The sequence below is a fragment of the Aquimarina mytili genome (assembly GCF_016735115.1).
Taxonomy (GTDB): Bacteria; Bacteroidota; Bacteroidia; order Flavobacteriales; family Flavobacteriaceae; genus Aquimarina; species Aquimarina mytili.
Genome location: NZ_JAERQJ010000003.1, coordinates 49964 through 73392 on the forward strand (window position 1 = coordinate 49964; position 23429 = coordinate 73392).

A 23429-nucleotide genomic window follows, 5' to 3' on the forward strand; every position below is an offset into this window, starting at 1 on the left:
AGTAATTACGGTTTCCCTCAACGATAATGACGATATATTTTTTTATCTTTGAACCATAGTTGATAGGTAATCGTCAAAATTGTAGTCAACAGAAATTCTTACTTAATAATTACCCCTAATTATTTAAAATAAATTAGAAAACGTGCTTTTCTATATCTAATACTATACATATGATTTACTATATGTAAATATTAGCTATAGCAATAAGTGTGGCAAATTGCTATAGAATGCTTATTACAAAAGGTTATATAAGAGGAATATCTAGAGAAAAAAATCTTTTTCTACTTCTTTTACTACTTCCTATTTTTCAAATATTCTCATAAACCGCTACCGTTAGTATCGAAGTTACATGGCCTAATTTTGCTGAAGAAAATGCTGCTCAAATTAGAAGTATAGATAATGCTACAATTTTTTATACCGATTGTGTTGGGGGACTCGGTGCAGCAACGTGTAATCAAACCACGAATCAAAATCTTTCGTATACCAATACAGGTTCAGTAGTTTTGAATTATGGTGGATATAACTTAATACTTTTTGATTCTTTCAATGATGGATGGAATGGTGCTTCAAGTATACGCGTATTTGTAGATGGCGTTTTAGTCGTCGATGAGGATTTAGCTAATGGTGCCAGCCCCAGAATAATTGGATTTTCAGTATTTGACACTTCTGTCACCCAAAATCCTCCGCTCACATTATTTGATCAATTTAATGGCTATTTTGATTATACAGTCACTGGGGGAACATTAAGAACTAGTGATACTGATCCTTGTGCCATAACAACATCTTCATCAAACACCTTAACAAGAACAATACCTGCAGGTGCTACCATTGAAAAAGCATACTTATTTTGGGCACATTCTAATTATACTGTAGATACTAATGTTACTTTCGAAGGGCAAAATGTAACCGCCGATGTAGTCAATCAATATGCCGTGAGTCAGATATCATTTTTTGGAATGGTTAGCGACGTAACCTCGATCATACAAGGCATTCCTGATCCTTCTTCAAATACATACGACTTTAGTGATTTAAATGTTGATAACACTAATAATACAGGTTTCTTTTGTGGTTCTACAACACTCGGCGGATGGAGCCTGATGATATTTTATACAGAACCATCACTACCAGCTTCAAGAATTAATTTATTTAATGGATTCAATGGATTGCAAAATGCTACTACCGACTATACTATCGATAACTTCTTTGCCATTAGTAGTGCAGGCGCTAAGACAACAGTATTAAGCTGGGAGGGAGATCAAGCTTTTTCGGGAGGTGAAGATATCTCAATTACAACAAGTTTAAATCCGACACCAACTTCTTTAAAGGGAGACGGAGATAATATTGCTCCAACAGAAAACCCATTCAATTCCACCATTTTTGACAATACACCTGGAGGAGCGACCGTAAATAATACTGCTGCTTTTGGTTTAGATTTGGACACTTATAATATTGCTTCACTTATTGGAGCTGGAGATACAAGTGTGACTACCAATGTTGATGTTGGGGGTGATATAGTTATACTTAATGCAGTAGCTATAAAAGTTACCAGTAATTTGATTGTAGGAACGGTTTATGAAGATATCAACTACCCTGGAGGGGCAGGACGTGATCTTGCCACATCCTCTGGAGCACCTATCGAAAATGCTACGGTAGAACTATATGACAGCTCCGGGAATCTAGAATTAATTGCCACTACAGATAGTGCCGGAGAATATGTTTTTGCAGGAATGGCAGATGGTGATTATACCGTTAGAGTAGTAAACAACACGGTTAGATCTACACGAGGAGGAGGAACCGCTTGCACAACTTGTTTACCAATACAAACCTTTAGAAGAAATTATACCGCCAGTACATTAAGTGATGTCACTAATGAAGTGGGAGGAGCAAACCCTCTAAACGAAGATCCTGGAGCGGTAACAACTATTGGAGACCCATTACCTGCGGGAGCACAAACTCTTTCTTCTGTTTCTATTAGTGGTGAAGGCGCTGTGGATTTAGATTTTGGTTTTAATTTTAACACTATTGTAAACACGAATGGAGACGGGCAAGGATCACTGGAGCAATTTATTATTAATTCGAATACTATTGATGAAACTGGATTAGATATTGAAGCGCACCCTAATGATATCACTCTGGATCCAAATGCCGGAGAAGATACTTCTATATTCATGATTCCTACCAATGCAGATCCTCTAGGAAGAACCACAGACCCAAGATACAATAGTACCGATGGTTATTTTGACATTTTAACTACTGTAAATTTATCAGCAATAACGGGCGCTAATACTAAAATAGATGGAAGAACTCAGACAGCATATTCCGGTAACACGAATACAGGAAGCATCGGGTCTGGTGGTACTACAGTAGGTACAACGGCTGTTACGTTACCAACTTATGATTTACCCGAAATACAGGTACGACGAGATGGGAATGGCTATGCCATCGATATACAGGGCAATAATGTTACCGTAAGAAATATAGCTGCATTTGCCAATGGAAATAGCGGAGATGGAATACGAGTAACTTCGGGAACAGGAATAATCGTTCAATCAAATATTGTAGGTCCAAATGCAGTCGGCACTCTTGAGGGAAACACAAGAAATGGAATTCGAATAAATGGTGGAACCTCTACGGTGACCGGAAATTATATTGCACAAAATAGATTGAGAGGAATTAGGATAAATAACAATGGCCCTCCAACAAGTACTATAACGCTTAATCATATAACAAACAATGCCAGTAACACCTGTAATAATAATGGCAATATTCAAGTAAGTGGGGGTGCCTTAATTGAGATACGAAACAACTTAATTGAAAATGCGGGAGCTTATGGAATTAATCATACCGCCGGAACAGTTACTATTACAGATAACACCATAACAACATCGGGGCAAAACGCAGGATGTAATAGTGATTCTGGTATTCGATTAAATACAAACAACGCCTCGGTTGTCAGTAATATAATTAACGCCAATAACGGATCAGGAATTGCAGTGACAGGGGGAACAACCTCTGGGAATTTAATCTCTCAAAATTCAATTTATAATAACGGATCGGCAACTAATTTATCATTAGGTATAGACATTAACGATGATGGAGTTACTATAAATGACAGTGGTGACGCAGATACGGGTCCAAATGGTAGTCTCAATTTTCCGATTATAGAATCTGCTGCCGTTGCTGGAGGCAGAATAAGAGTTATAGGATGGGTAGGTGCCGGTGCAACTGTTGAGTTTTTCTTAACTGATATTGATCAAGGAACTGCCGTTGCCGGAAATAATCAAATAGGTGGAGTATCTCGGGATTATGGAGAAGGACAAGTATTTATTGGATCAGCAATAGAAGGATCTGGTGCAGATAATAGTGCTGCATCTTCTACATATAACGACGTTGACGGAAATACAGACACTACCAATAGGTTTGATTTCATGATTACGCTAACTTCAGCAATACCAGCAGGCAGTATCATAACCGCTACAGCAACGATATCTAATACTACTTCAGAATTTGGAAGTATTTATGCTGTTAGGGCAGGTAGTATAATTACCAATAGAAACATTACGTTTAGGGTAAAGTCAAATTAATTTATAAATCTATTCAATCCCGTTTGCTGGAGTACATATGCAAAGACCGTAAGTTTTTTACGGGAAGAATATATTTTATAAAAAAATACAGTAGATTACGGATTTCCTCATATTTTCTTATTCATATAATTCATATATTTGATCACTAGAGAGCACACTCCAATCGTCAAAGTCGCACTCAGTATATTATATTATACTTGACAATTACCCCTCTATTTTTAAAACTAACACTTTCGAGTTTTAACCACTTGAGAATTAAATTTTGTTTAGCTCAATAGGCTATATCCATTAAAAATAAACCTATGCTTAAAACCTATATAATCATAGCATTTTGTTTTATAATTTCTTTCACTTTTGCACAATCCGTCAACGATTATAGGTCCGTTGGATCCGGTAACTGGACCAATGTATCTATATGGGAAGTATATAATGGTACCGCGTGGGTAGCCGCCACAACTTATCCTGGAGAAATAGCCGGCACTAATGATGTGTCTATTGAAGGTGGAGATTCTATTACGGTATCATCTTTTATTCCTAATAGTTTTAATTCACTCACTGTAGGTGACGGTACAGGTGCAACCGATACACTATTGGTTAGTGGAACTTCCAATTTAGACACATCGCGAATTACTATTGCTAATGGTGGTTTTGCTTCATGGACGGCCAACGTGAGTTTATTTCTCCCCGCAGGAGCGGCTTTTGTTATTGAACCGGGGGGTAGTTTAGATACAACAAGACCTTGTAGCGCTTCTAAACGTCTAGTAATAGGATCAACTATATATGCGACTTGTAATGGTGGCGCTGGGGCAGATTTTTCATTTACAGACCTAAATAATGGTGGTGGAAGTCTTAGCGTTACACCAAGTTCAAATAGCTCTATTTGTACAAGTGAAACTCTTACACTTTTTGCAAATGTATCGGGTACCGGGAGTTCTACGGCAACATTTAGCTGGACAGGTACCGGTCCTGGGAGTTATACGTTTAGCTCTATCTTAGAAAACCCAACAGAAACTGGTCTTACAGCGGGTAGTTACACATATACCGTTACTGTTACTTCATCAGATGGCTCCATCACCAACACTGGCTCTACAGATGTTGTTGTTAGCGATTCTCCAAATGCACCTGTAAGCAATGGCAATATGATAGCCTGCACCGGAGCCACTATACCCACATTAACTGTTTCGGTTAATGCTGGTGAAACCGTAGATTGGTACGATGCAGCAACTGGAGGAACTCTTTTACTAAGTAATAATGTAAGTTATACTCCAACAGCATCAGGTAGTTATTTTGCCGAAGCAAGAAATATAGCAGCCGGTTGTGTAAGTAGCACTAGAACCGAAATTGTATTAACTATTAAAACCTGTACAATTATCACTAATAGCAGAATTACGTTTCGGGTAAAAGCAAATTAGTTAGCATTAAAATTTCTTTACAAAGTGATATCCCCATATTTCATAGTTTTCATTTAGATAAAACTTATGAGAGGGATAATTAGACACATAGCTATTCAATTCTGAAGTTTCGCAACCTTTACTCTGGGCATACTCATAGATCCATGCAAACACCTTTTTACCTATCCCCTTTCCTCGGTACGTATCATCAATATAAACATGATCAGGTTCACAAGAACGACCTGCATAATGTCGGGTCATAAACCATAAACCAAATATTCCAATTTGTTTATCATCTTGATACACCCCCCAACATTCATAATTCTGATCAAACATTTCTGTAAAACGTTCCATTAAAATTTCATCTTCAAATTGATTATTCATTAATTTTTGAATCAAGGGAAGAGATTTATGAAAGTCCTGTTTTAAAATTTTGTGAAATGCTAAATTCATATGATGTTTTTCTGCAAAAATAATTATACATTTATCTCAAAGATGTAAAGAATTCTTAAAATATATAAAATCATAAGAATGAAAGAAAAAACAGGAAAAACACAAGATCTTATCGATAAAAAATTTCTAGAAGAACGTAGCGTATTTCTATGGGGACAGGTTGATGACAAATCTGCCAAACATGTTATTGATAGACTTATGTATTTAGATATGATAAGCAATGAGGAAATCAAATTATATATTAATAGTCCGGGAGGGTATGTTACTTCAGGATTTGCTATGTATGATACTATAAAAAGTCTAAAAAGCCCGGTATCCACAATCTGTACTGGGTTAGCCGCTTCTATGGGATCAATTCTTCTAAGTGTTGGTGAAAAAGGACGTAGATTTATACAACCTCATGCCAAAGTAATGATACACCAACCAAGTGGTGGCGCAAGAGGACAGGCTTCTAATATAGAGATTCAGGCAGCAGAAATTCTCAAAACCAAAGAATTAAGTGCACAAATACTTGCGGACAATTGCGGACAGGACATGGAGAAAGTTTTAAAGGATTTTAATCGTGATTATTGGATGGATGCCGATGAATCTCTAACGTATGGTATTGTTGACGGAATCTTAGAATAATATAGATAATCAAGTTTTGATGTTGCGACGAGATTTTATGGAAATTAGTGCATTGGGAGCCCTAGGACTTTCATTAGCATCATTTTCTATATTTCAGTCTGAATTCTCAAAAGACGATTTAATGGGTAAAGGAAATCCCTCGCTTTATGGTGAGGGGTTCAAACTCAGAAAAGAAGCTTACGAAGCCTTTTTAAAAATGAAAGCTGAAGCTTCAAAAAGTGGATTTAAAATAAAAGTTGTCTCCAGTTATAGAAATTATGCTCACCAAAACCGAATTTGGGAACGTAAATACAAAAGATTTACTGCAGATGGTCTATCTCCTATCGATGCCATAAAAAAGATTATTGAATATTCGACCATCCCTGGCACTTCCAGGCATCATTGGGGTACCGATATTGATATTGTAGATGGTAATGCTCGGCAGCCTAAAGGTCTGCTTCTTGCAGAAAACTTTGAAAGCGACGGACCATTCTGTAAATTCAAAGAATGGATGGACAAACATGCAAATTCTTTTGGATTTTATTTAGTATATACAGACAAAAAAGATAGGAAAGGTTTTAAATACGAACCCTGGCATTACTCCTATGCCCCACTCTCTATCCCCATGCTTAAAGCATATCAAAAACTCTCTATTATCGAAGAACTTAAAAAAGCTAAACTACTCGGCAGCAGTTTTTTTACTGATGATTTTATTCAAAAATACAGTATAGAGAACATATCTGATATTAATCCAGAATTATTGTAAATTTGCATACTAAAATCATACTTTTTTAGTTATATTATCGAAAACCCCATAATCATGAAAACTACTTTATTACGCTATTTATGCGCTTTCGCTTTACTATGTATTACATTTTCTTGTTCAAATGATGATGATGCACCCTTCATCCCACAAGGAAGCACTAATCCACCTGTTGACACCCCAAGTGAGGTTTCTATTACTGATGAAATATTTACGTTAGTAAATGCACATCGATTGAGCAATGGTTTAGCTGCCCTAGAAAAAAGCACTACAGCAGATATATTAGCGGCAGAACATTCACGATATATGATTGGCCAGGGTCGAATTAGTCATGATAATCGTGATACAAAATTTGCAACATTACGGGAAAATGAAAATGCAACAAGATTTGGAGAAAATGTTGCCGCAGGACAAACTTCAGCGCAATCTGTGATGACAGCCTGGCTTAATAGTGATGGCCATAGAGAAAATATTGAAGGTGATTATACACATATAGGTATTGCTGCCATAAAAGATCAAAATGGAAGCTATTACTATACACAAATTTTTTATCGCTAAACTATGCAAACTCAACTATGCTAGTTAGCACTAATTTCGTTCAATAATTGTGAACGACACCTCTAGTAGTTGCTTACTAAAAAGTGTTTTAAACATTTTATTAGTAAGCAACTTTTTTATTTCTTAACTTTAAATACTAATCATAATTATATTTTCATGAGACGTGGTGGCTTAAAAATTCGGGTCTTAATTGGTTTGGCAATAGTGGCTTTTGCATTTTTTAAAAAATGCAATAATAAAACCCTGAACCCATATACTCAAAGAGTCCAAAACATTAATATGACAAGCGATCAAGAAATTGCTATCGGATTACAAAGTGCACCAGAAATGGCTCAACAACATGGTGGATTATATCCTGATCAAAAATTACAAAGTTATATAGATATGGTAGGAAATAAGCTGGTTAACTCTAGTATGGCTAAAGAAACCCCCTATAAATATGATTTTCATTTACTGGCAGACCCTAATACAATTAATGCTTTTGCACTGCCAGGTGGGCAAATATTTATCACCTATGCTCTTTTATCTAAATTAGAAAATGAAGATCAGGTTGCGGGAGTATTAGGACATGAAATAGGCCATGTATTGGGTAGACATTCGGCAGAACGAATTGCCGAACATGATTTTTGGAAAACTATATCTACTGGAGCATCTGTAGGTGCAGATGCCGGAGGAATTGTAAATAGCATTGGTCAAAATGTACTTTTGGGTAATGGTCGTGATGATGAGCTGGAAAGCGATAAACTGGGAGTACTTTTTATGATTAATTCTGGCTATAACCCGACCGAAATGATCGGCGTGATGAAGATTTTAAAGGCCGCTGCAGGACCTAATCGTACTCCAGAATTTCAAAGTACACATCCGGATCCCGAAAATCGTATAGAAAAGATTAAAGAAGCCATTCGAGAATATAGTCAATAAAAAAACCTGATTGTTAAAACAATCAGGTTTAAAATTTAAGCTTCAATTCAAGAAATACTATGATAGTTCCTCAAGAAGAGCTATAGCTTCTTTAGCATTAGATAATTTTGCAAATTTCATTGCATTATATCCTTTACTATTCTTGGTTTTGATATTAGCTCCTTTTTCTACAAGAAGTTTAATAATATCTACACGATTGTATCGTGCCGCAAACATTAACGGAGTCATCCCATTAGATTTCTTGTTAACATCACTACCTAATTCGATTAGTTTTTTGACAGTTTCGGTGTCACCCTTTACAATAGCCATACAAAATGGACTAGTTTGTGCTGTAATTAGATCATAACTATACTGATTATAATCTGTAGTACTGATTTCTGTAGCAAAACTTACTGATGAAATAAGCATAATCGCTAGGGTAAATAACAAAGTTTTTTTCATGATGAATGAATTTAAAAATTAATTAATTATTAGTTCATATTAAATAAGACCCTTGAAACATGCATTTTGTTACACTAAAAGAATCAAATAACAGAATTTTAACCTTTATATAACAAAATATCTTAATAGTAATACCACTCTATACCATTGTATTTCAAATCAATACTCGTTACTCTTCTTTATTGGTATCAAATTTTACTTCGTAAATAAATTATATTATTCTCAAAAAAACTTGCTAAAACACTAAGTATAACCTAATATTAATCTTCTCTACACACATTCGTTAATAGTTTCATAAAAACCAAGGCACCCATAACCCTAAAGAAAAGTTTAAACCATAAAGGAATAACCTCTCTTTTTTGTGTGCTTATTCTTGAAGTTGTAACTTTGCCTCTTATCTCACTTTGAGATTTTTTTACTTAATACTAACCAACCAAAACTTCAAATTAAGAGCATATTATGAATAAGAAAGTAATCTTGATGATTCTAGATGGATGGGGTACATCTCCAGATCCAAAAGTGTCTGCAATAGATCATGCAAAAACACCTTTTGTCGATAGTTTATATACTAAGTACCCTAATGCATCTTTACGTACAGATGGTCTACATGTTGGATTACCCGACGGACAAATGGGAAACAGTGAGGTAGGACACATGAATCTTGGTGCTGGTCGAATTGTCTATCAAGATTTGGCCAAGATCAATCTCGCGGTTGAAAATAACACACTAAAAGATGAACCAGCACTTGTTGAAGCTTTTCAATATGCTAAAACAAACAATAAAAATATTCATCTACTTGGATTGGTTAGCGATGGTGGTGTACATTCTCATATTAATCATATTAAAGGATTACTTGATGCCGCCAATTCTGAAGGGCTCAAAAATGTATTCCTTCATGCGTTTACCGATGGTCGAGATGTAGATCCAAAATCTGGTAAAGATCACATACAAAACATACAAAACCATATGTCCAAAACTACCGGAAAAATAGCTTCGGTTATAGGAAGGTATTATGCCATGGATCGAGACAAAAGATGGGAGCGGGTAAAACTAGCATATGATCTAGTTGTTAATGGTATGGGTGAGATTAGTGATAACGCCCAAGAAAGTATTCAAAAAAGCTATGATAATGATATAACTGATGAGTTTATTAAACCAGTGGTTATCCAAGAAAATGGAGCGCCTGTAGCTACCATACAAGATGATGACGTTGTCATTTTCTTTAACTTTAGAACGGATCGTGGTAGAGAGCTTACAGAAATGCTTTCACAAAAAGATATGCACGAATACAATACGCATAAACTACCTTTATATTATGTTACCTTGACCAATTATGATGATACTTTTGCGGGCATCAAAGTAGTTTATGATAAAGAAAATATTACCGAAACGTTGGGAGAGGTACTTTCTAAAGCTGGTAAAAAGCAAATTCGTATTGCCGAAACCGAAAAATATCCTCATGTTACCTTTTTCTTTTCTGGCGGACAAGAAGAACCTTTTAAAGGTGAAACCAGGATCCTACGAAATTCTCCAAAGGTTGCGACCTATGACTTAAAACCTGAAATGAGCGCTTATGAATTAAGAGATGCTCTTGTTCCAGAATTACAAAATGTAGAGGTAGATTTTGTATGCCTTAACTTTGCCAATGGAGATATGGTAGGTCATACCGGCGTAATGGAGGCTGCCATCAAAGCGTGTGAGGCTGTAGATATTTGTGTAAATGACATCGTAAGTACCGGGCTTGAAAACGGCTATACCACCTTATTAATAGCCGATCATGGTAATTGTGAAACCATGATCAATCCAGATGGTACACCACATACTGCGCATACTACTAATCCTGTTCCTTTTATTATTATTGATAACGATCAAATCAATATTAATGATGGTGTTTTAGGTGATATCGCACCAACAATACTTGAACTAATGGGGGTAGAAAAACCAGATGCAATGACTCAAAAATCCTTAGTTAAATAGGCTCAAAGACAAATTTTGTTAAATACCTCTAAAGTTTAATACTCAAAATAGTCTTTATATTATTTTCGTACAAAAAGCAATAGTATGCTAATGAAAAAAGTGTTTTTAATTTTTATTTCTTTACTCCTAAATGCATGTATGAGTACCTCTTCTTCAGTAAATAATGGAGGGACTACTCAGGATGAGGATAGTATTATACCAAGGCAATCAAATCCTGATATTTTGGTAGGAAAACAAGATAGAAAAGCCCTGAAACAGGAACCCTTTGCAATCTGGTTCAATAAAAATTATAACGACTACGTTATAGATACAGAAACAGTAGAGAACATTTCTATGTACCTTGAGGATATATCTATCAAAGCTTTTATGGGTACTTGGTGTAGTGATAGCAAAAGAGAAACTCCAACTTTTTATAAAATTCTGGATACTGCGAAATATGATTATCGAAATTTTGAATTGATTACAGTTACTAGAGATAAAAACACTCCAGAAGGTTTTGAAAAAGGTTTAGACGTTATGCGCGTTCCTACTTTTATCTTTTACAAAGAAGGAAAAGAGATTGGAAGATATGTAGAATTTGCACGAGAAACACTAGAAAAAGATATATTGGCGATTGTATCGGGAAAACCGTATAAACATTCGTATGAGGATTAAATTATATATCCTAATATTCTTTGTAAATTTGCCAACCTTATAATTTAGGATATTATGATCATTGTTAAGACACGTGAAGAAATAGAATTAATGCGCGAAAGTGCCCTGGTGGTATCCAAAACTTTAGGAATGCTTGCATCTGAAGTAAAACCAGGAGTAACTACCCTACACTTGGATAAATTAGCAGAAGAATTTATCAGAGATCACGATGCAATACCAGGTTTTTTAGGGTTGTATGATTTTCCAAATACACTTTGCATGAGTCCCAATGCTCAAGTTGTTCATGGTATCCCAAATAATACTCCTTTAGAAGAAGGCGATATCATATCTATAGATTGCGGGGCGATTAAAAATGATTTTTATGGAGATCATGCCTATACATTTCCTGTTGGTGAGGTATCTCCAGAGGTAGAACGATTACTTCAGGTTACTAAAGAATCGTTATATGTCGGTATTGCAGCATTAAAAGTAGGAAATCGCGTTGGTGATGTGGGGTATGCAATCCAAAAATTTACCGAAGAAGCAGGCTATGGTGTTGTTAGAGAGTTAGTAGGCCATGGTATAGGTCGAAAAATGCATGAAGATCCTGAAATGCCAAATTATGGTCGTAGAGGAAGAGGAAAAAAACTTGTTGAAGGTATGGTCGTTGCAATAGAACCTATGACTAATATGGGCACACATCGTATCAAACAATTACGCGACGGATGGACTATTCTTACGGCAGATGGTAAACCCAGTGCACATTTTGAGCATGATGTAGCCATTATAGATGGTAAACCAGAGATTCTTTCTACCTTCAAATATATCTATCAGGCTCTTGGCATCGAATCTGATGAAGAAGATGCTTTTAGACAAGAAGTATTGACGGTTTAGCGCATTATGTTGTACTCAAAGTTATTCTTTGTGTACCTTCAAAATTATGAAAAAGCTTTTCAAATTTATTCTTAACACCATCCCCAGGCCACTACTAATTCGGTTGAGTTATGTGATACGACCGGTTATTTCTTTATTGCTTAGAGGAAAAACCTATACAGATCCAATAGATGGAAAAAGTTTTTCTAAATTTTTACCTTATGGATATGGTAAACAAAGAGATAATGTACTCTCTCCTTCTACCCTGTCATTAGAACGACATAGACTACTCTGGTTATATTTAAAAAACGAGACTAATTTTTTCACCACACCTTCAAAGGTATTACATTTTGCTCCAGAACAAGCCTTTTATAAACGATTTAGAAAGCTAAAACACCTCGATTATACGACTACTGATCTTAATTCACCTTTGGCAGATGTAAAAGCAGATATCTGTAATCTTTCCTTTAAGGATAATCAATATGATATTATTTTTTGCAATCATGTGTTAGAGCATATCCCAGACGATACTAAAGCTATGCAAGAGCTATTTAGAGTCTTAAAACCAGGAGGAATGGCGATTTTACAAATCCCACAAGATCTCAATCGAGAAACTACTTTTGAAGATGACTCTATTACCGATCCAGTCGAGCGAGCCAAAATATTTGGGCAATATGACCATGTTAGAGTGTATGGTAGAGATTATTTCGAAAAACTAAGATCAATAGGTTTTAGAGTAGAAGAAATAGATTATACTGATACGATTACAAAAGAAGAAGTCGTTAAATACTGCCTTGCACCTGGAGAAATCTTACCGGTTTGTTATAAGCTTTAATTACGCTTATTATAACACCCTAAACAATTAATATTCTTCTTTTTAATACCTTTACTGGTAAGAACACTAACTAACTTTCTCAACGCATACGATGAAAATGAAGCCTACCCCAAAATTTTTGTTGTCAAAAATGGTTTTTACCGCCTTGTTGATGATTCTATGTAAAACAGCACAGGCACAACAAACAATAGACACATTAGTTGCGTATCAAAATTATAAGATAGCCGATTCTCTATTAGAGGTAGGTAAGTATAAAACCTCTATTACATACCTAAAAACCGCCTTACCCGCCTATAGAAAAGCTAAGAACTGGAAAATGGTATCGAATTGTCATAGTGATCTATCGGCATGTTACTGGAGAACTTCTGACTTAAAAAAAGCACTATTACATGCCCAAAGCGCCTTAAAAACAGCTACTCTTCACCTAGACAAAAATAGTATCGAAGAAGCCAATGCTTATGATAACCTTGGGAATTACTATGAAAATACTACAGAATATGACAAAGTTTTTAATAATTACAAAAAGGCGTTAACGATAAGACAACAGAGATTACCTAAAAATCATCCCGAAATTGGACATTCTTATAATAATCTGGGTGTTTTTTACTTAAAAAAAGATGAGCTTCAAAAATCATTGGAATATTTAGAAAAAGCACTTACTATTTATTTAGAGTTTTATGGTCCTGATCATCCTAAAACAGGAACTTCTTATAATAACATTGGTGTAATCTACGATGATCTTGGGAAATACAGAAAAGCACTTGAATACTATAAAAAAGATTTGTCTATAGGTCTTAAAAATCCTGATGAAAATCCTCTCCAAATAGGATACGGTTATATCAATGTAGGTGGAATCTACTACACCCTTAAAGAATATGATAAAGCCTTGGATTATTACGAAAAAGCCTTGGAAATAGTTATTAATGAAGGTGATCTTTACGGAATAATCGGAGTATACACTAACTTAGGATTACTATGGGACGATAAAGGAGAATACGATAAATCTTTAAACTACCATAAAAAAAGTTTGGAAGTACAGTTTCAACTTTATGGCAATGAGCACCACGAAATACCAGTGGGTTATCTCAATATTGGCCTGGGTTACTATAACAAAGGTGATTTTGAGAAAGCAAAAGAATATTACAACCAAGCATTGCAAATGACTAGAACTTTAAATGGAGAAAATAATAGTGAGGTGGTCAATATATATCAACATTTCGGTAACCTTCATACTCGAAGCAAAGAGTATGATATCGCTATGGAATATTATGAAAAAAGCTTAGTCATAGATCAGAGTATTACAAAAGAAAACAGTCCCGATATCCCATGGTCATATATAGGAATTGGACAGATTTATTTTGAGAAAAAAATGTATTCAGAAGCATTGTATTATGCTCAAAAAGGTTTAAAGGCAATCCAAAACGCTTATGGCGAACAACATATTGAAGCTATTAATTCGTATAATAGTATTGCAGCAATTTATAGTAAACTAGGAAAATATGAAGAAGCTTTCAAACATTTAGACAAAGCATTACTTATTAACACCAAAAGGAAATTCACTAATGTTTCAAAAGGCTCATTTAACATAAACAAATACATAGATCATAAAGGGCTATTAAAGACACTTCATTGCAAAGCAAATACACTCCAATCTTTATACAAAAAAACTCAAAAGCGGGAGTATTTTAACGAAAGTGTTACAACTTATGAAAACATAGGTACCCTAATTGATAAAATGCGGCAATCTTATCAAAATCACCAGGACAAAATAACTTTTGCAAAGCATTCTAAAGATATATATACCGATTTTATACAAACTCTTTTACTATCTGAAGATGTTTTGACCTCAAAACAAGCACTTCTATGTGCTGAAAAAAGTAGAGCCAATACCTTAAACGAACTTCTTATCGATTCTAATGCAAAAAAAATTGCCGGACTTCCCACAGAATTGCTAGAATTAGAAAAGAAATTAAAAATAAATCGTGCTTTTTTTCAATCTCAAATAGTTGATGAGTGGTCTTACGGCAAAGTAGACACCATAAAAATTAGAGAATATGAAAATATGCTTTTCGAAATTAATAGGAAGCAAGACTCCCTATTATCGGTACTAGAAAACAACTACACTAAATACTATCAGCTTAAACATCAAAACGATGTTATTTCGGTATCAGGAATTCAAAAGAAGCTTTCAGAAAACACTACCTTACTTGAGTTTTTTACTTCAGACACTATTACGTACGCTTTTACCATCTCAAAAAATGACATTACCATAAAGAAATTAAAAACTCCTGATCTAACTCGACAAATTGAACAATTTAACCAAGTTATTATCTCTAAAAACATGAAGGATTTTCAAAAGAAATCTCATGCTCTTTATGAAACACTATTAGCCCCTATTGCAACTAAATTAAAGGGAGATGAACTTATTATTGTTCCAGATGGAGCCCTTTGGCATCTCAATTTTGAATTATTACTCTCCCAAAACACATTATCAAAATCAATTAAAAGCTTCCCTTTTCTTCTTAAAGACTATGCCATAAGTTATGCCAACTCGGCTACCCTTTTATTTAAACCGCCAAAAGACTACACGCAAAATTCAGAGCTTTTAAAAGAATGTGTAGCTTTTTCTTTTTCAGATTCTATAAGTGTCTCTAGTGGACAAAGCTTATCGCTCGCAACATTAAGAAATAGCAATATAGACCTCCCTGGAACGCGTAAAGAAATTAATGCCATTGCTAATATTGTAGATGGCAAATATTATTATGGTGACCAAGCCATTGAAACTAATTTTAAAAATAATGCCGCCCGTTACAATATGATACATCTTGCTTTGCACGGAGAGGTTGATCATAAACACCCTGAGAATTCTAAACTTTATTTTACAAAAATCAAAGATTCCATAGAAGATAACATATTGTATGGCCATGAATTATTTGCCTTAGAAATTCCTGCTGAATTAACTGTACTTAGTGCTTGCAACACAGGTTCAGGAAAAATTGCCAAGGGAGAAGGTATTATGAGTTTAGGAAATGCCTTTCAATATGCAGGAACCAAAAGCCTATTATTAACAAGTTGGGAAGTATATGATGAAACCACTCCTAAATTAATGCAGTATTTCTATTCAAACCTCAAAGAAGGGATGAATAAAAGTAAAGCCTTACAACAAGCTAAACTTAACTACCTAAAAAACTCAGATAATTACCTTGCAGCTCCGGTATATTGGGGTGGGTTTTATTTGGTTGGAGATCCTTCGCCAATTCAATTTAAAAATAGTACCATATGGTATTGGATTATTGGATTAAGCATTCTTGCACTAGTTTCAGGTCTATTTTTATATAAGCTTAGATTGAAAAAACCTAAAAATAACATTGCCTAGTTCCCAGAGAAGTCTTAACGATTCGCTTTAAACCCTAAAAAATTCTTTTTTAAGGTAACATTTTGACTACTTGTTACATTAAAGATAGTTATTAATATAAATTATTTAATTATGAAATTGACAAGTTTAAAACAATTTAAACAACTAAATTCTAGTGAGTTAAAACAAGTAAATGGTGGTGTTAGTAGAAAAGAGTATTGCAATACTTTAAATAACACTATCACTCATAAAACATCATTTACATATACCGAAATACAATCTTTTGCTAAAGCATTAGCAGATCACTGTTAAGATTATAGTATTCAATCCGGGTATTTGCATCGTTAAATGCCCGGAAATTGATTTACAGCAAGGGTTTTCAGCTCCTTGTTCTCATTTTCATAAATAAAAAACACTTTAAGCTCTGGGTGCGTTTTTAAAAATTCTTTTGATTTTTCTAATCCCATCGACATGAATGCGGTAGCATAGGCATCGGCTTCCATACAGGTACTTGTAAGTACTGAAACACTTAACAGATTAGATTTATGAGGATAGCCGGTTTTTGTATCAATAATATGTGCATACCGATTACCTTGCTCATCAACTTTATATTTTCGATAACTTCCAGAAGTTGCCATCGCTTCATTTTGTAATGAAATTACTTTATTATAGGACTGAGTAGTATCAAAATTAGGATCTTCAATCCCTATTCGCCAAGGTTTTTGTTTTAGGATATTGCTTCCTTTACCTCGTATTTCACCACCAATCTCTACCAAATAATTTTTGAATCCCTTACTCTCCAGAAATTCAGCAAATACATCCACGGCATATCCTTTAGCTAATGCATTAAAGTCAATAAACGAATTCGGGTTTCTTTTTACAATTTTGCCATCTTTAAGAAATACTTTATCCAATCCCACAGAAAGCAACAAACTATCAATTTTAAGACTATCTAACGACGTTACTTTTCCTTCTGGACCAAAATCCCAGGCATTAACCAAAACTCCAATGGTAGGATCAAAAGCACCTTCAGTTTCTTTATATATTGCCTTCGAGGTCTTGAATACTTTTATAAAATGATCATCAAGAACCACGGTCGTATCTCCTTGATTAATTTTAGATATATCAGAATCCTTTATGTATGTTGACATGGATTGATTAATCACGGTGATCAAACTATCGTATGATTTAGAAAAATCAAGTTCTTTGTGGTCCAAAAACTGAACAGAAAATGTGGTACCAAAAGCTTTTCCGCTTGTAAAATTAAGGTGTAATTTTGAATCTTCTCTACAAGAAATCAGTAAAATAATTACAACACCAAAAATCAGCTTTTTTAACATATTACCTAATTAAGATGCGTTTCTACAACCTGCAATCCAGCGTATTCTAAAATATAATCTTCATTCAATACCACAGGTTTATTTGGATTTTTTGCATTTTGCAGCCCCACGCCTGCATAAAACACTTTGGCTTCTTGTTCTCTTGCATGTTTTTTAAACGATTCCATCCAAATCATATCATAATTATGAGGATTATCGGGATAAGAAATGGCCTTTACCAAAACAAAATATCTTTGATTGGTGTTATCTATACACACAAACTGAGGATGTTTTCCCAGCTTACTATTAATTGCAATAAATTCGAAGCCTTTTTTCTCTAATTCTTCCCCTACAATATTCATGGCAAGGTTGTGCAATTCTTGTTTTGTCAATATCCTAGTCATAGCGGTGCAAAGATATTATTTTGAACGTATAATTCAGAAAAATATCAATAGTAAAAAGGGATTAAGAACCCACACTTTCCTACGCAGGAAGACTACATATATTTATCTATAAAACTACTTAAATCGTATAAAACGGGCTTCATCAAAATAATAACTTGGCGTATACACAGGTTCATTTTTATCAAAACGATACCATGGAGAAATTGAAACGTTTTCAAAATTTTTAAGTAAACAAACACTCTGCGCAGGAGTATTGCCTTGAGCTAAGAGGTACATCTTATCCCCTAGTTCATTTACAATTTCATCAACAATGATTTCAATGTGCCCGGGAGAACCAGGTTTGACTAACATATCACCTATTTTAATATCATCAACCTCAACTTTTTCAAGCTCGGTATGCATAGATAATGTACCTGCATACGTATAAATCAGGTTTAAATATTTATAAAAATTGCTTTTAGAATGGTTTGGGGATGCTGTTTTATGAAACGTAACTCTATTACCAGATATTTTGGGTCGATAGCCTTCTGCATATTTAATCCAGGAACAATAATGACCTGATGTAAAATTAAATCCTATTTCATCCTTTCTGTTTTGTTGCCATAAATATTCAGATCGTATTCGCATTAAAGCATCTGCACATTGCTGTAATCCATTTTTTGGCACCGAAATCTCTAAAATTGCCTCATGCCAATCTTGTGCAAAATACTCAGTATCATCATAATTAATAATTTTACTCCCATAGGGTTTTAATGGATAATATCGAAGATAATTTTCAAACGAGTTTTTGTCATAAATAACTCTTTTATACCCTTCGGGAACGAGTACTCTTGTAGCAATAGAATCCCCTTTTACATTTATAAAATCAGGTTCATAAATAACATTTGCCACAACTCCCTTTACATGATTTGCAACCAGTTTTGTACTGCTCATATTTCTTAATAGTAAAAGAAGAATCACAGCAATGCAAATAGAAACAATATACTTTTTCATAGGACTATAATAGTTGTACGAATTAAAAAATTAAGATGTGTGAAAAATAGCCCTTTACATTTTGTTTAACAAAACATTAACAAACAATATAATTTTAACACAAGTCTTTTAAAGCAATTACTAATAAAATCTTAAAATAAAATTTATGAATTTAAAAACGGCTTACACACTCTTAGTGCTCACAATTACATTTTCTATTACCACGTATGCTCAAGAAGAACAAGATTATGGCTTTAATAAAGGCGACTTCTATGTTTCAGGAGCTTTTAAATATAGCAGTTTAATAAGTGATCAGTTTTACCCAGACAATGAATTATTTGTAGAACCATCTTTTGGATACTTTATATCTGACAATATTTCTCTGGGAGTTCAATCAGAATTCTTATTAAGTAATACTGACAATTATGATGCATTTGGAGTAGGTGTTAATGGTCGCTATTATTTTATACCTAAAAAAAGATTTAATGTATTTACCGAACTAGCAGTAGATTATTCTAATACTAAAAGCAGTTTTAGTTCTTTTAGAGACAATACAGAAGCTTTTAGCACAACATTCTCAACAGGTTTAAACTATTTCATTACAAAAAATCTATCCTTATTTGCGAAATTTGAAATTTTAGACTACAGCTACTCAGAAGTTGATGTAAACTCTGGTAGTTTTTTCCAATTTCAAAACCCACGTAGTTACGATAATCACACATTAAGAATAGGTCCAGAAAATTTACACCTAGGAATTTTATATAAATTTTAATCCATCAAATGCTCAAAAAAAACCGATACAAGTACATTGTATCGGTCTTTTATTTTATAATTATTTTGAAGAATTATCCTCCAAAATCATCAAATCTGATATTCTCATCTGGGATTCCAAAGTCCTCTCCCATTTTCTGAACAGCTTTATTCATTAATGGTGGTCCACAGAAATATAATTCGATATCTTCTGGAGATTCGTGATGATTCAAGTAATTATCAATTACACAATTATGTATGAATCCAACAAACCCATCTCCTACGGTATCATCAATATCTTTTTTCACTTTCCAATTATCTTCTTCTAATGGTTCAGATAAGGCAAGGTAAAATTTGAAGTTAGGGAAGTTCTTTTCTAAATCATAAAAATGATCTAAATAGAATAATTCACGCTTTGAACGCCCACCATACCAATACGTTACTTTACGTCCTGTTTTCAGGGTTTTGAATAAGTGATACAGGTGAGAACGCATTGGTGCCATACCAGCTCCTCCTCCAACGTATAACATCTCAGCTTCAGAGTCATTAATAAAAAATTCTCCATAAGGTCCAGAAATTACTACTTTGTCTCCTGGTTTTTGAGCAAAGATATATGATGATGCTACCCCAGGGTTTACATCCATCCATCCATTTTTTGCTCTATCCCATGGCGGAGTAGCAATACGCACATTAAGCATAATCTCTCTTCCTTCTGCAGGGTAAGAAGCCATAGAATAAGCTCTCTCTACAGTTTCATCATTTTTCATTACTAATGGCCATAAACCAAACTTATCCCATTCTGCCTGAAACTTATCTGGAGTATCGTGTTCCTCTGGATGTGCAGTAATATCAATGTCAGAGTACTTGATCTCACACTGCGGAATCTCGATTTGGATATATCCTCCTGCCTTATATCCCATATCTTCAGGAATACGAACCACAAATTCTTTAATAAAAGAAGCAACATTGTAGTTACGTACTACTTCGGCTTCCCATTTTTTGATACCGAATACCTCTTCAGGAATTTCGATATTCATATCTTGTTTTACTTTAACCTGGCAAGCTAAACGAGCTCCATGTTGCAACTCTTTTCGAGAGAAGTGTGGAGTTTCTGTAGGTAGTGCTTCTCCTCCACCTTCTAATACGTGGCATTCGCACTGGATACAAGTTCCACCTCCACCACAAGCAGAAGGTAAAAATATTTTTTGACCTCCTAATGTAGATAATAATGTGCCTCCAGAAGCTACTTCGATTTCTTTTTCACCATTAATGGTAATTTTTACCGGTCCTGATGGCAGTAGTTTATCTTTTGCAAATAATAAGATTCCTACTAAAACAAGAATCAGTACCAAAAACGAAATAATCGTAATTGCTATTGTTCCACCTGTAGATGCTAAAAATATCATATTATTTAAGTATTGTAACGTTAGTATTTTCGGCTACTTCTTTTGTAGTCCCTTCTTCTTTTTCAATCTGAACAGCCTTTTGCTCTTTTTTACCTTCTTCTTTACCACCGGTAAGCATTCCTCCAAAACTCATAAAACCAATAGCCATTAATCCAGTAAGAATAAAAGTGATCCCTAACCCTCGTAATGGAGCTGGAACGTTAGAATATCTAATTTTTTCTCGAATTGCCGCAATAGCCAAAATTGCTAAGAACCAACCGATTCCTGAGCCTATACCATATACAGCTGCCTGAGAAATATTAGAAAACTCTTTTTGTTGCATAAATAAAGATCCTCCAAGAATTGCACAGTTTACAGCAATCAAGGGTAAAAAGATACCTAATGAATTATAAAGTGCTGGAGAAAATTTCTCAACAACAATCTCTACTAATTGTACCATTGTAGCAATCGTAGCGATAAATAATATAAAGGTTAAGAAACTTAAATCATAGTCTGCATACTCTGGACCTAACCATACCAAAGCACCTTCTCTTAGAATATATTTATCTAATAAAAAGTTTAGTGGTACTGTAATAGCCAGTACAAATATTACCGCTGCTCCAAGACCTACCGCAGTAGATACTTTTTTGGAAACTGCAAGGTATGAACACATTCCTAAAAAGAATGCGAATACCATATTATCTATAAAGATCGATTTTAAAAACAACTCTAAATATTCCATGATTCTTTATTTTAATGATCTTCGATTAATGCTTTATTTCTACTTCTCTGAATCCAGATAATGATTCCTACCGTAATCAGTGCCATTGGCGCCAATACCATAAATCCATTATTTTCATATCCTATGGCATATAACCCTGTCTTTTCGATAGGATCACCTAGTACCTTGGCTCCAAATAGTGTTCCTGATCCAAACAACTCTCTAAAGAAAGCTACAATAATCAATAACACTCCATATCCTGCTGCATTTCCTATTCCATCAAGGAAAGATTTCCATGGACCATTTCCTAAGGCAAAAGCTTCAAAACGTCCCATGATAATACAGTTGGTGATGATTAAACCAATAAAAACTGAAAGTTCTTTACTTAGCGTATAGGCAAATGCTTTTAATACTTGGTCTACTATGATTACTAAAGCTGCTACAACAACCAGTTGAACGATAATTCTAATTTTAGAAGGTATAATATTTCTCATTAAAGAGATTACTACGTTTCCTACTCCTAATACAAAAATCACCGAAATTGCCATTACAATTGAAGGTTTCAATTGTGCAGTGATCGCTAATGCAGAACAAATACCTAATACCTGAATAGTAATTGGGTTATTATCCGCTAATGGATCTACTAAAAGTTTTCTGTTTTTCTTCGAAAACAAAGGTTCTTTAGGCTCTTTTACTTTAACTTTTTCTTCTGTTACTTCAGCCATTTGTTATTTTTTTAAAGTTTCGAAATAAGGCAAATACATTCTAATCCCTTTCTTTACCATTGCAGTTACACCATCTCCTGTGATTGTTGCTCCAGCAATTGCATCAACGGCATTATCTTCTTTTCTTTCATTCTTAGGATCTGCATTACCTTTCTTTACCGTTACACCTTGATAAGATCCCGAAGCATCAAATATGTTTTCTCCTTTAAAATCATCTCTAAAGAAAGCTTCTTTAATATTTGCTCCTAGCCCTGGTGTTTCTCCTTTATGGTCAAAAAATGCTCCTTGGATCGTTTTAAAATCTTTATCTAGAGATACATACCCCCAGATTGCATCCCAAAGCCCGTTACCTCTCATCGGCACAACATAGTACTTTTGTCCATCTTTTTCACCGATAAACAAAGGCATCTTTCTCTCATAATTAGAGTCTTGCTTTACCTTATCGTTTTCTTTCTTCACTTCTATATCAAAAGCATCTGTAGTTTTTTCGGCAGTGCTTCCTGTAACAATATATTGACCCTCATTGCCAATATACTTATCAAACAATTCTTGTGCTCGTTCTGCAGGAACAAACTCATTAGGATCATTTGGATCTGCAATTCCCATTGCAAAAAGAATATTTTGCTGCTTTTCTGTACGCTTATTAGCCGAGATTCTTTCTTTTAATGAAGAAGCTGTAAAAGCTAATAACGAACCAACCACAACTACCATTGCAATAGCAAATATGATTGTATACGAATTTTTATCTGTATTGATCGCCATG

Annotated in this window: 22 protein-coding genes; 13 read left to right on the top strand and 9 right to left on the bottom strand. The window is 34.5% G+C overall.

Features of this window, described 5'->3' with window-relative positions; all coding sequences use genetic code 11:
- Positions 1 to 503: 503 nt before the first annotated feature.
- Together JJQ60_RS07560 and JJQ60_RS07565 are read left to right on the top strand one after the other, a co-directional pair.
- Positions 504 to 3584, top strand: coding sequence for a beta strand repeat-containing protein (locus JJQ60_RS07560; protein WP_201918314.1), 3081 nt, complete (start codon positions 504 to 506; stop codon positions 3582 to 3584).
- 302 nt (positions 3585 to 3886) lie between these two features.
- The gene (locus JJQ60_RS07565; RefSeq protein WP_201918316.1) at positions 3887 to 4996 is read left to right on the top strand and encodes an immunoglobulin domain-containing protein; all 1110 of its coding nucleotides are present in this window, start codon (positions 3887 to 3889) and stop codon (positions 4994 to 4996) included.
- Positions 4997 to 5002: 6 nt separating this feature from the next.
- On the opposite strand, the gene JJQ60_RS07570 is transcribed toward JJQ60_RS07565, so the two are convergent.
- Positions 5003 to 5359 (bottom strand): GNAT family N-acetyltransferase, encoded by a 357-nt coding sequence (locus JJQ60_RS07570; RefSeq protein ID WP_317194003.1) that lies wholly within the window; start codon positions 5357 to 5359, stop codon positions 5003 to 5005.
- Positions 5360 to 5506: 147 nt separating this feature from the next.
- On the opposite strand from JJQ60_RS07570, the gene JJQ60_RS07575 reads away from it, so the two are divergent.
- The 4 genes from JJQ60_RS07575 (at position 5507) to JJQ60_RS07590 (ending at position 8276) form a co-directional block, all read left to right on the top strand.
- Positions 5507 to 6055 carry a ClpP family protease gene (locus JJQ60_RS07575; RefSeq protein ID WP_201918320.1) on the top strand — a complete coding sequence of 183 codons (549 nt, stop codon included), beginning with the start codon at positions 5507 to 5509 and terminating at the stop codon, positions 6053 to 6055.
- Positions 6056 to 6074: 19 nt separating this feature from the next.
- Entirely contained in the window at positions 6075 to 6800 is a 726-nt protein-coding gene (locus tag JJQ60_RS07580; protein WP_201918321.1) for a M15 family metallopeptidase, read from the top strand.
- A gap of 54 nt (positions 6801 to 6854) precedes the next feature.
- On the top strand, positions 6855 to 7355 hold the full coding sequence (locus JJQ60_RS07585; RefSeq protein WP_201918323.1) for a CAP domain-containing protein: 501 nt from the start codon (positions 6855 to 6857) through the stop codon (positions 7353 to 7355).
- Positions 7356 to 7511: 156 nt separating this feature from the next.
- Positions 7512 to 8276 carry a M48 family metalloprotease gene (locus tag JJQ60_RS07590; protein ID WP_201918325.1) on the top strand — a complete coding sequence of 255 codons (765 nt, stop codon included), beginning with the start codon at positions 7512 to 7514 and terminating at the stop codon, positions 8274 to 8276.
- A 57-nt stretch (positions 8277 to 8333) separates the two neighbouring features.
- On the opposite strand, the gene JJQ60_RS07595 is transcribed toward JJQ60_RS07590, so the two are convergent.
- On the bottom strand, positions 8334 to 8717 hold the full coding sequence (locus tag JJQ60_RS07595; RefSeq protein WP_201918327.1) for an ankyrin repeat domain-containing protein: 384 nt from the start codon (positions 8715 to 8717) through the stop codon (positions 8334 to 8336).
- A gap of 459 nt (positions 8718 to 9176) precedes the next feature.
- On the opposite strand from JJQ60_RS07595, the gene gpmI reads away from it, so the two are divergent.
- The 6 genes from gpmI to JJQ60_RS07625 all read left to right on the top strand — a co-directional run bounded on the left by gpmI (position 9177) and on the right by JJQ60_RS07625 (position 16702).
- Positions 9177 to 10694: a 2,3-bisphosphoglycerate-independent phosphoglycerate mutase gene (gpmI, locus tag JJQ60_RS07600; protein ID WP_201918329.1), complete on the top strand. Its 1518-nt coding sequence runs from the start codon at positions 9177 to 9179 to the stop codon at positions 10692 to 10694.
- 90 nt (positions 10695 to 10784) lie between these two features.
- Positions 10785 to 11348 (top strand): thioredoxin family protein, encoded by a 564-nt coding sequence (locus JJQ60_RS07605; RefSeq protein WP_201918331.1) that lies wholly within the window; start codon positions 10785 to 10787, stop codon positions 11346 to 11348.
- Between the two features lie 54 nt (positions 11349 to 11402).
- A complete protein-coding gene (gene map / locus JJQ60_RS07610; RefSeq protein WP_201918333.1) occupies positions 11403 to 12221 on the top strand; it encodes a type I methionyl aminopeptidase in 819 nt (272 codons plus the stop codon).
- 46 nt (positions 12222 to 12267) lie between these two features.
- Entirely contained in the window at positions 12268 to 13035 is a 768-nt protein-coding gene (locus JJQ60_RS07615; protein WP_201918335.1) for a class I SAM-dependent methyltransferase, read from the top strand.
- A gap of 97 nt (positions 13036 to 13132) precedes the next feature.
- Positions 13133 to 16411 (top strand): CHAT domain-containing protein, encoded by a 3279-nt coding sequence (locus JJQ60_RS07620; RefSeq protein ID WP_201918337.1) that lies wholly within the window; start codon positions 13133 to 13135, stop codon positions 16409 to 16411.
- Positions 16412 to 16522: 111 nt separating this feature from the next.
- Complete coding sequence (locus JJQ60_RS07625) at positions 16523 to 16702, top strand: bacteriocin (protein WP_201918339.1); 180 nt, start codon at positions 16523 to 16525, stop codon at positions 16700 to 16702.
- A gap of 32 nt (positions 16703 to 16734) precedes the next feature.
- Here the strand turns inward: JJQ60_RS07625 and JJQ60_RS07630 are convergent, their stop codons facing one another.
- The 3 genes from JJQ60_RS07630 to JJQ60_RS07640 form a co-directional block, all read right to left on the bottom strand.
- On the bottom strand, positions 16735 to 17730 hold the full coding sequence (locus tag JJQ60_RS07630; protein ID WP_201918342.1) for an FAD:protein FMN transferase: 996 nt from the start codon (positions 17728 to 17730) through the stop codon (positions 16735 to 16737).
- Positions 17731 to 17735: 5 nt separating this feature from the next.
- Positions 17736 to 18113 carry a Na(+)-translocating NADH-quinone reductase subunit F gene (locus tag JJQ60_RS07635; RefSeq protein ID WP_201918344.1) on the bottom strand — a complete coding sequence of 126 codons (378 nt, stop codon included), beginning with the start codon at positions 18111 to 18113 and terminating at the stop codon, positions 17736 to 17738.
- A 114-nt stretch (positions 18114 to 18227) separates the two neighbouring features.
- The gene (locus JJQ60_RS07640) at positions 18228 to 19106 is read right to left on the bottom strand and encodes a DUF4846 domain-containing protein (protein WP_201918346.1); all 879 of its coding nucleotides are present in this window, start codon (positions 19104 to 19106) and stop codon (positions 18228 to 18230) included.
- A gap of 145 nt (positions 19107 to 19251) precedes the next feature.
- Between JJQ60_RS07640 and JJQ60_RS07645 the strand changes: the two genes are divergently transcribed.
- Positions 19252 to 19857 carry an outer membrane beta-barrel protein gene (locus tag JJQ60_RS07645; RefSeq protein WP_201918348.1) on the top strand — a complete coding sequence of 202 codons (606 nt, stop codon included), beginning with the start codon at positions 19252 to 19254 and terminating at the stop codon, positions 19855 to 19857.
- Positions 19858 to 19930: 73 nt separating this feature from the next.
- Here JJQ60_RS07645 and nqrF read toward each other — a convergent pair whose 3' ends face one another.
- Genes nqrF through JJQ60_RS07665 form a run of 4 tightly spaced genes read right to left on the bottom strand, consistent with a single transcriptional unit; the run spans position 19931 to position 23428 of the window.
- Positions 19931 to 21241: an NADH:ubiquinone reductase (Na(+)-transporting) subunit F gene (nqrF, locus tag JJQ60_RS07650; protein ID WP_201918350.1), complete on the bottom strand. Its 1311-nt coding sequence runs from the start codon at positions 21239 to 21241 to the stop codon at positions 19931 to 19933.
- Position 21242: 1 nt separating this feature from the next.
- On the bottom strand, positions 21243 to 21962 hold the full coding sequence (gene nqrE, locus JJQ60_RS07655) for an NADH:ubiquinone reductase (Na(+)-transporting) subunit E (RefSeq protein ID WP_201918352.1): 720 nt from the start codon (positions 21960 to 21962) through the stop codon (positions 21243 to 21245).
- A gap of 11 nt (positions 21963 to 21973) precedes the next feature.
- Entirely contained in the window at positions 21974 to 22666 is a 693-nt protein-coding gene (locus tag JJQ60_RS07660; RefSeq protein ID WP_201918354.1) for an NADH:ubiquinone reductase (Na(+)-transporting) subunit D, read from the bottom strand.
- A gap of 3 nt (positions 22667 to 22669) precedes the next feature.
- Positions 22670 to 23428 carry a Na(+)-translocating NADH-quinone reductase subunit C gene (locus tag JJQ60_RS07665; protein WP_201918356.1) on the bottom strand — a complete coding sequence of 253 codons (759 nt, stop codon included), beginning with the start codon at positions 23426 to 23428 and terminating at the stop codon, positions 22670 to 22672.
- Between the last annotated feature and the right edge of the window lies 1 nt (position 23429).

What these genes read in the sequence shown, in the direction of transcription:
- JJQ60_RS07565 (WP_201918316.1), top strand. Translation starts at nt 3,887, where the DNA reads ATGCTTAAAACCTATATAATCATAGCATTTTGTTTTATAATTTCTTTC.
- JJQ60_RS07570 (WP_317194003.1), bottom strand. Translation starts at nt 5,359, where the DNA reads ATGAATAATCAATTTGAAGATGAAATTTTAATGGAACGTTTTACAGAA.
- JJQ60_RS07575 (WP_201918320.1), top strand. Translation starts at nt 5,507, where the DNA reads ATGAAAGAAAAAACAGGAAAAACACAAGATCTTATCGATAAAAAATTT.
- JJQ60_RS07580 (WP_201918321.1), top strand. Translation starts at nt 6,075, where the DNA reads ATGTTGCGACGAGATTTTATGGAAATTAGTGCATTGGGAGCCCTAGGA.
- JJQ60_RS07585 (WP_201918323.1), top strand. Translation starts at nt 6,855, where the DNA reads ATGAAAACTACTTTATTACGCTATTTATGCGCTTTCGCTTTACTATGT.
- JJQ60_RS07590 (WP_201918325.1), top strand. Translation starts at nt 7,512, where the DNA reads ATGAGACGTGGTGGCTTAAAAATTCGGGTCTTAATTGGTTTGGCAATA.
- JJQ60_RS07595 (WP_201918327.1), bottom strand. Translation starts at nt 8,717, where the DNA reads ATGAAAAAAACTTTGTTATTTACCCTAGCGATTATGCTTATTTCATCA.
- gpmI (WP_201918329.1), top strand. Translation starts at nt 9,177, where the DNA reads ATGAATAAGAAAGTAATCTTGATGATTCTAGATGGATGGGGTACATCT.
- JJQ60_RS07605 (WP_201918331.1), top strand. Translation starts at nt 10,785, where the DNA reads ATGAAAAAAGTGTTTTTAATTTTTATTTCTTTACTCCTAAATGCATGT.
- map (WP_201918333.1), top strand. Translation starts at nt 11,403, where the DNA reads ATGATCATTGTTAAGACACGTGAAGAAATAGAATTAATGCGCGAAAGT.
- JJQ60_RS07615 (WP_201918335.1), top strand. Translation starts at nt 12,268, where the DNA reads ATGAAAAAGCTTTTCAAATTTATTCTTAACACCATCCCCAGGCCACTA.
- JJQ60_RS07620 (WP_201918337.1), top strand. Translation starts at nt 13,133, where the DNA reads ATGAAGCCTACCCCAAAATTTTTGTTGTCAAAAATGGTTTTTACCGCC.
- JJQ60_RS07625 (WP_201918339.1), top strand. Translation starts at nt 16,523, where the DNA reads ATGAAATTGACAAGTTTAAAACAATTTAAACAACTAAATTCTAGTGAG.
- JJQ60_RS07630 (WP_201918342.1), bottom strand. Translation starts at nt 17,730, where the DNA reads ATGTTAAAAAAGCTGATTTTTGGTGTTGTAATTATTTTACTGATTTCT.
- JJQ60_RS07635 (WP_201918344.1), bottom strand. Translation starts at nt 18,113, where the DNA reads ATGACTAGGATATTGACAAAACAAGAATTGCACAACCTTGCCATGAAT.
- JJQ60_RS07640 (WP_201918346.1), bottom strand. Translation starts at nt 19,106, where the DNA reads ATGAAAAAGTATATTGTTTCTATTTGCATTGCTGTGATTCTTCTTTTA.
- JJQ60_RS07645 (WP_201918348.1), top strand. Translation starts at nt 19,252, where the DNA reads ATGAATTTAAAAACGGCTTACACACTCTTAGTGCTCACAATTACATTT.
- nqrF (WP_201918350.1), bottom strand. Translation starts at nt 21,241, where the DNA reads ATGATATTTTTAGCATCTACAGGTGGAACAATAGCAATTACGATTATT.
- nqrE (WP_201918352.1), bottom strand. Translation starts at nt 21,962, where the DNA reads ATGGAATATTTAGAGTTGTTTTTAAAATCGATCTTTATAGATAATATG.
- JJQ60_RS07660 (WP_201918354.1), bottom strand. Translation starts at nt 22,666, where the DNA reads ATGGCTGAAGTAACAGAAGAAAAAGTTAAAGTAAAAGAGCCTAAAGAA.
- JJQ60_RS07665 (WP_201918356.1), bottom strand. Translation starts at nt 23,428, where the DNA reads ATGGCGATCAATACAGATAAAAATTCGTATACAATCATATTTGCTATT.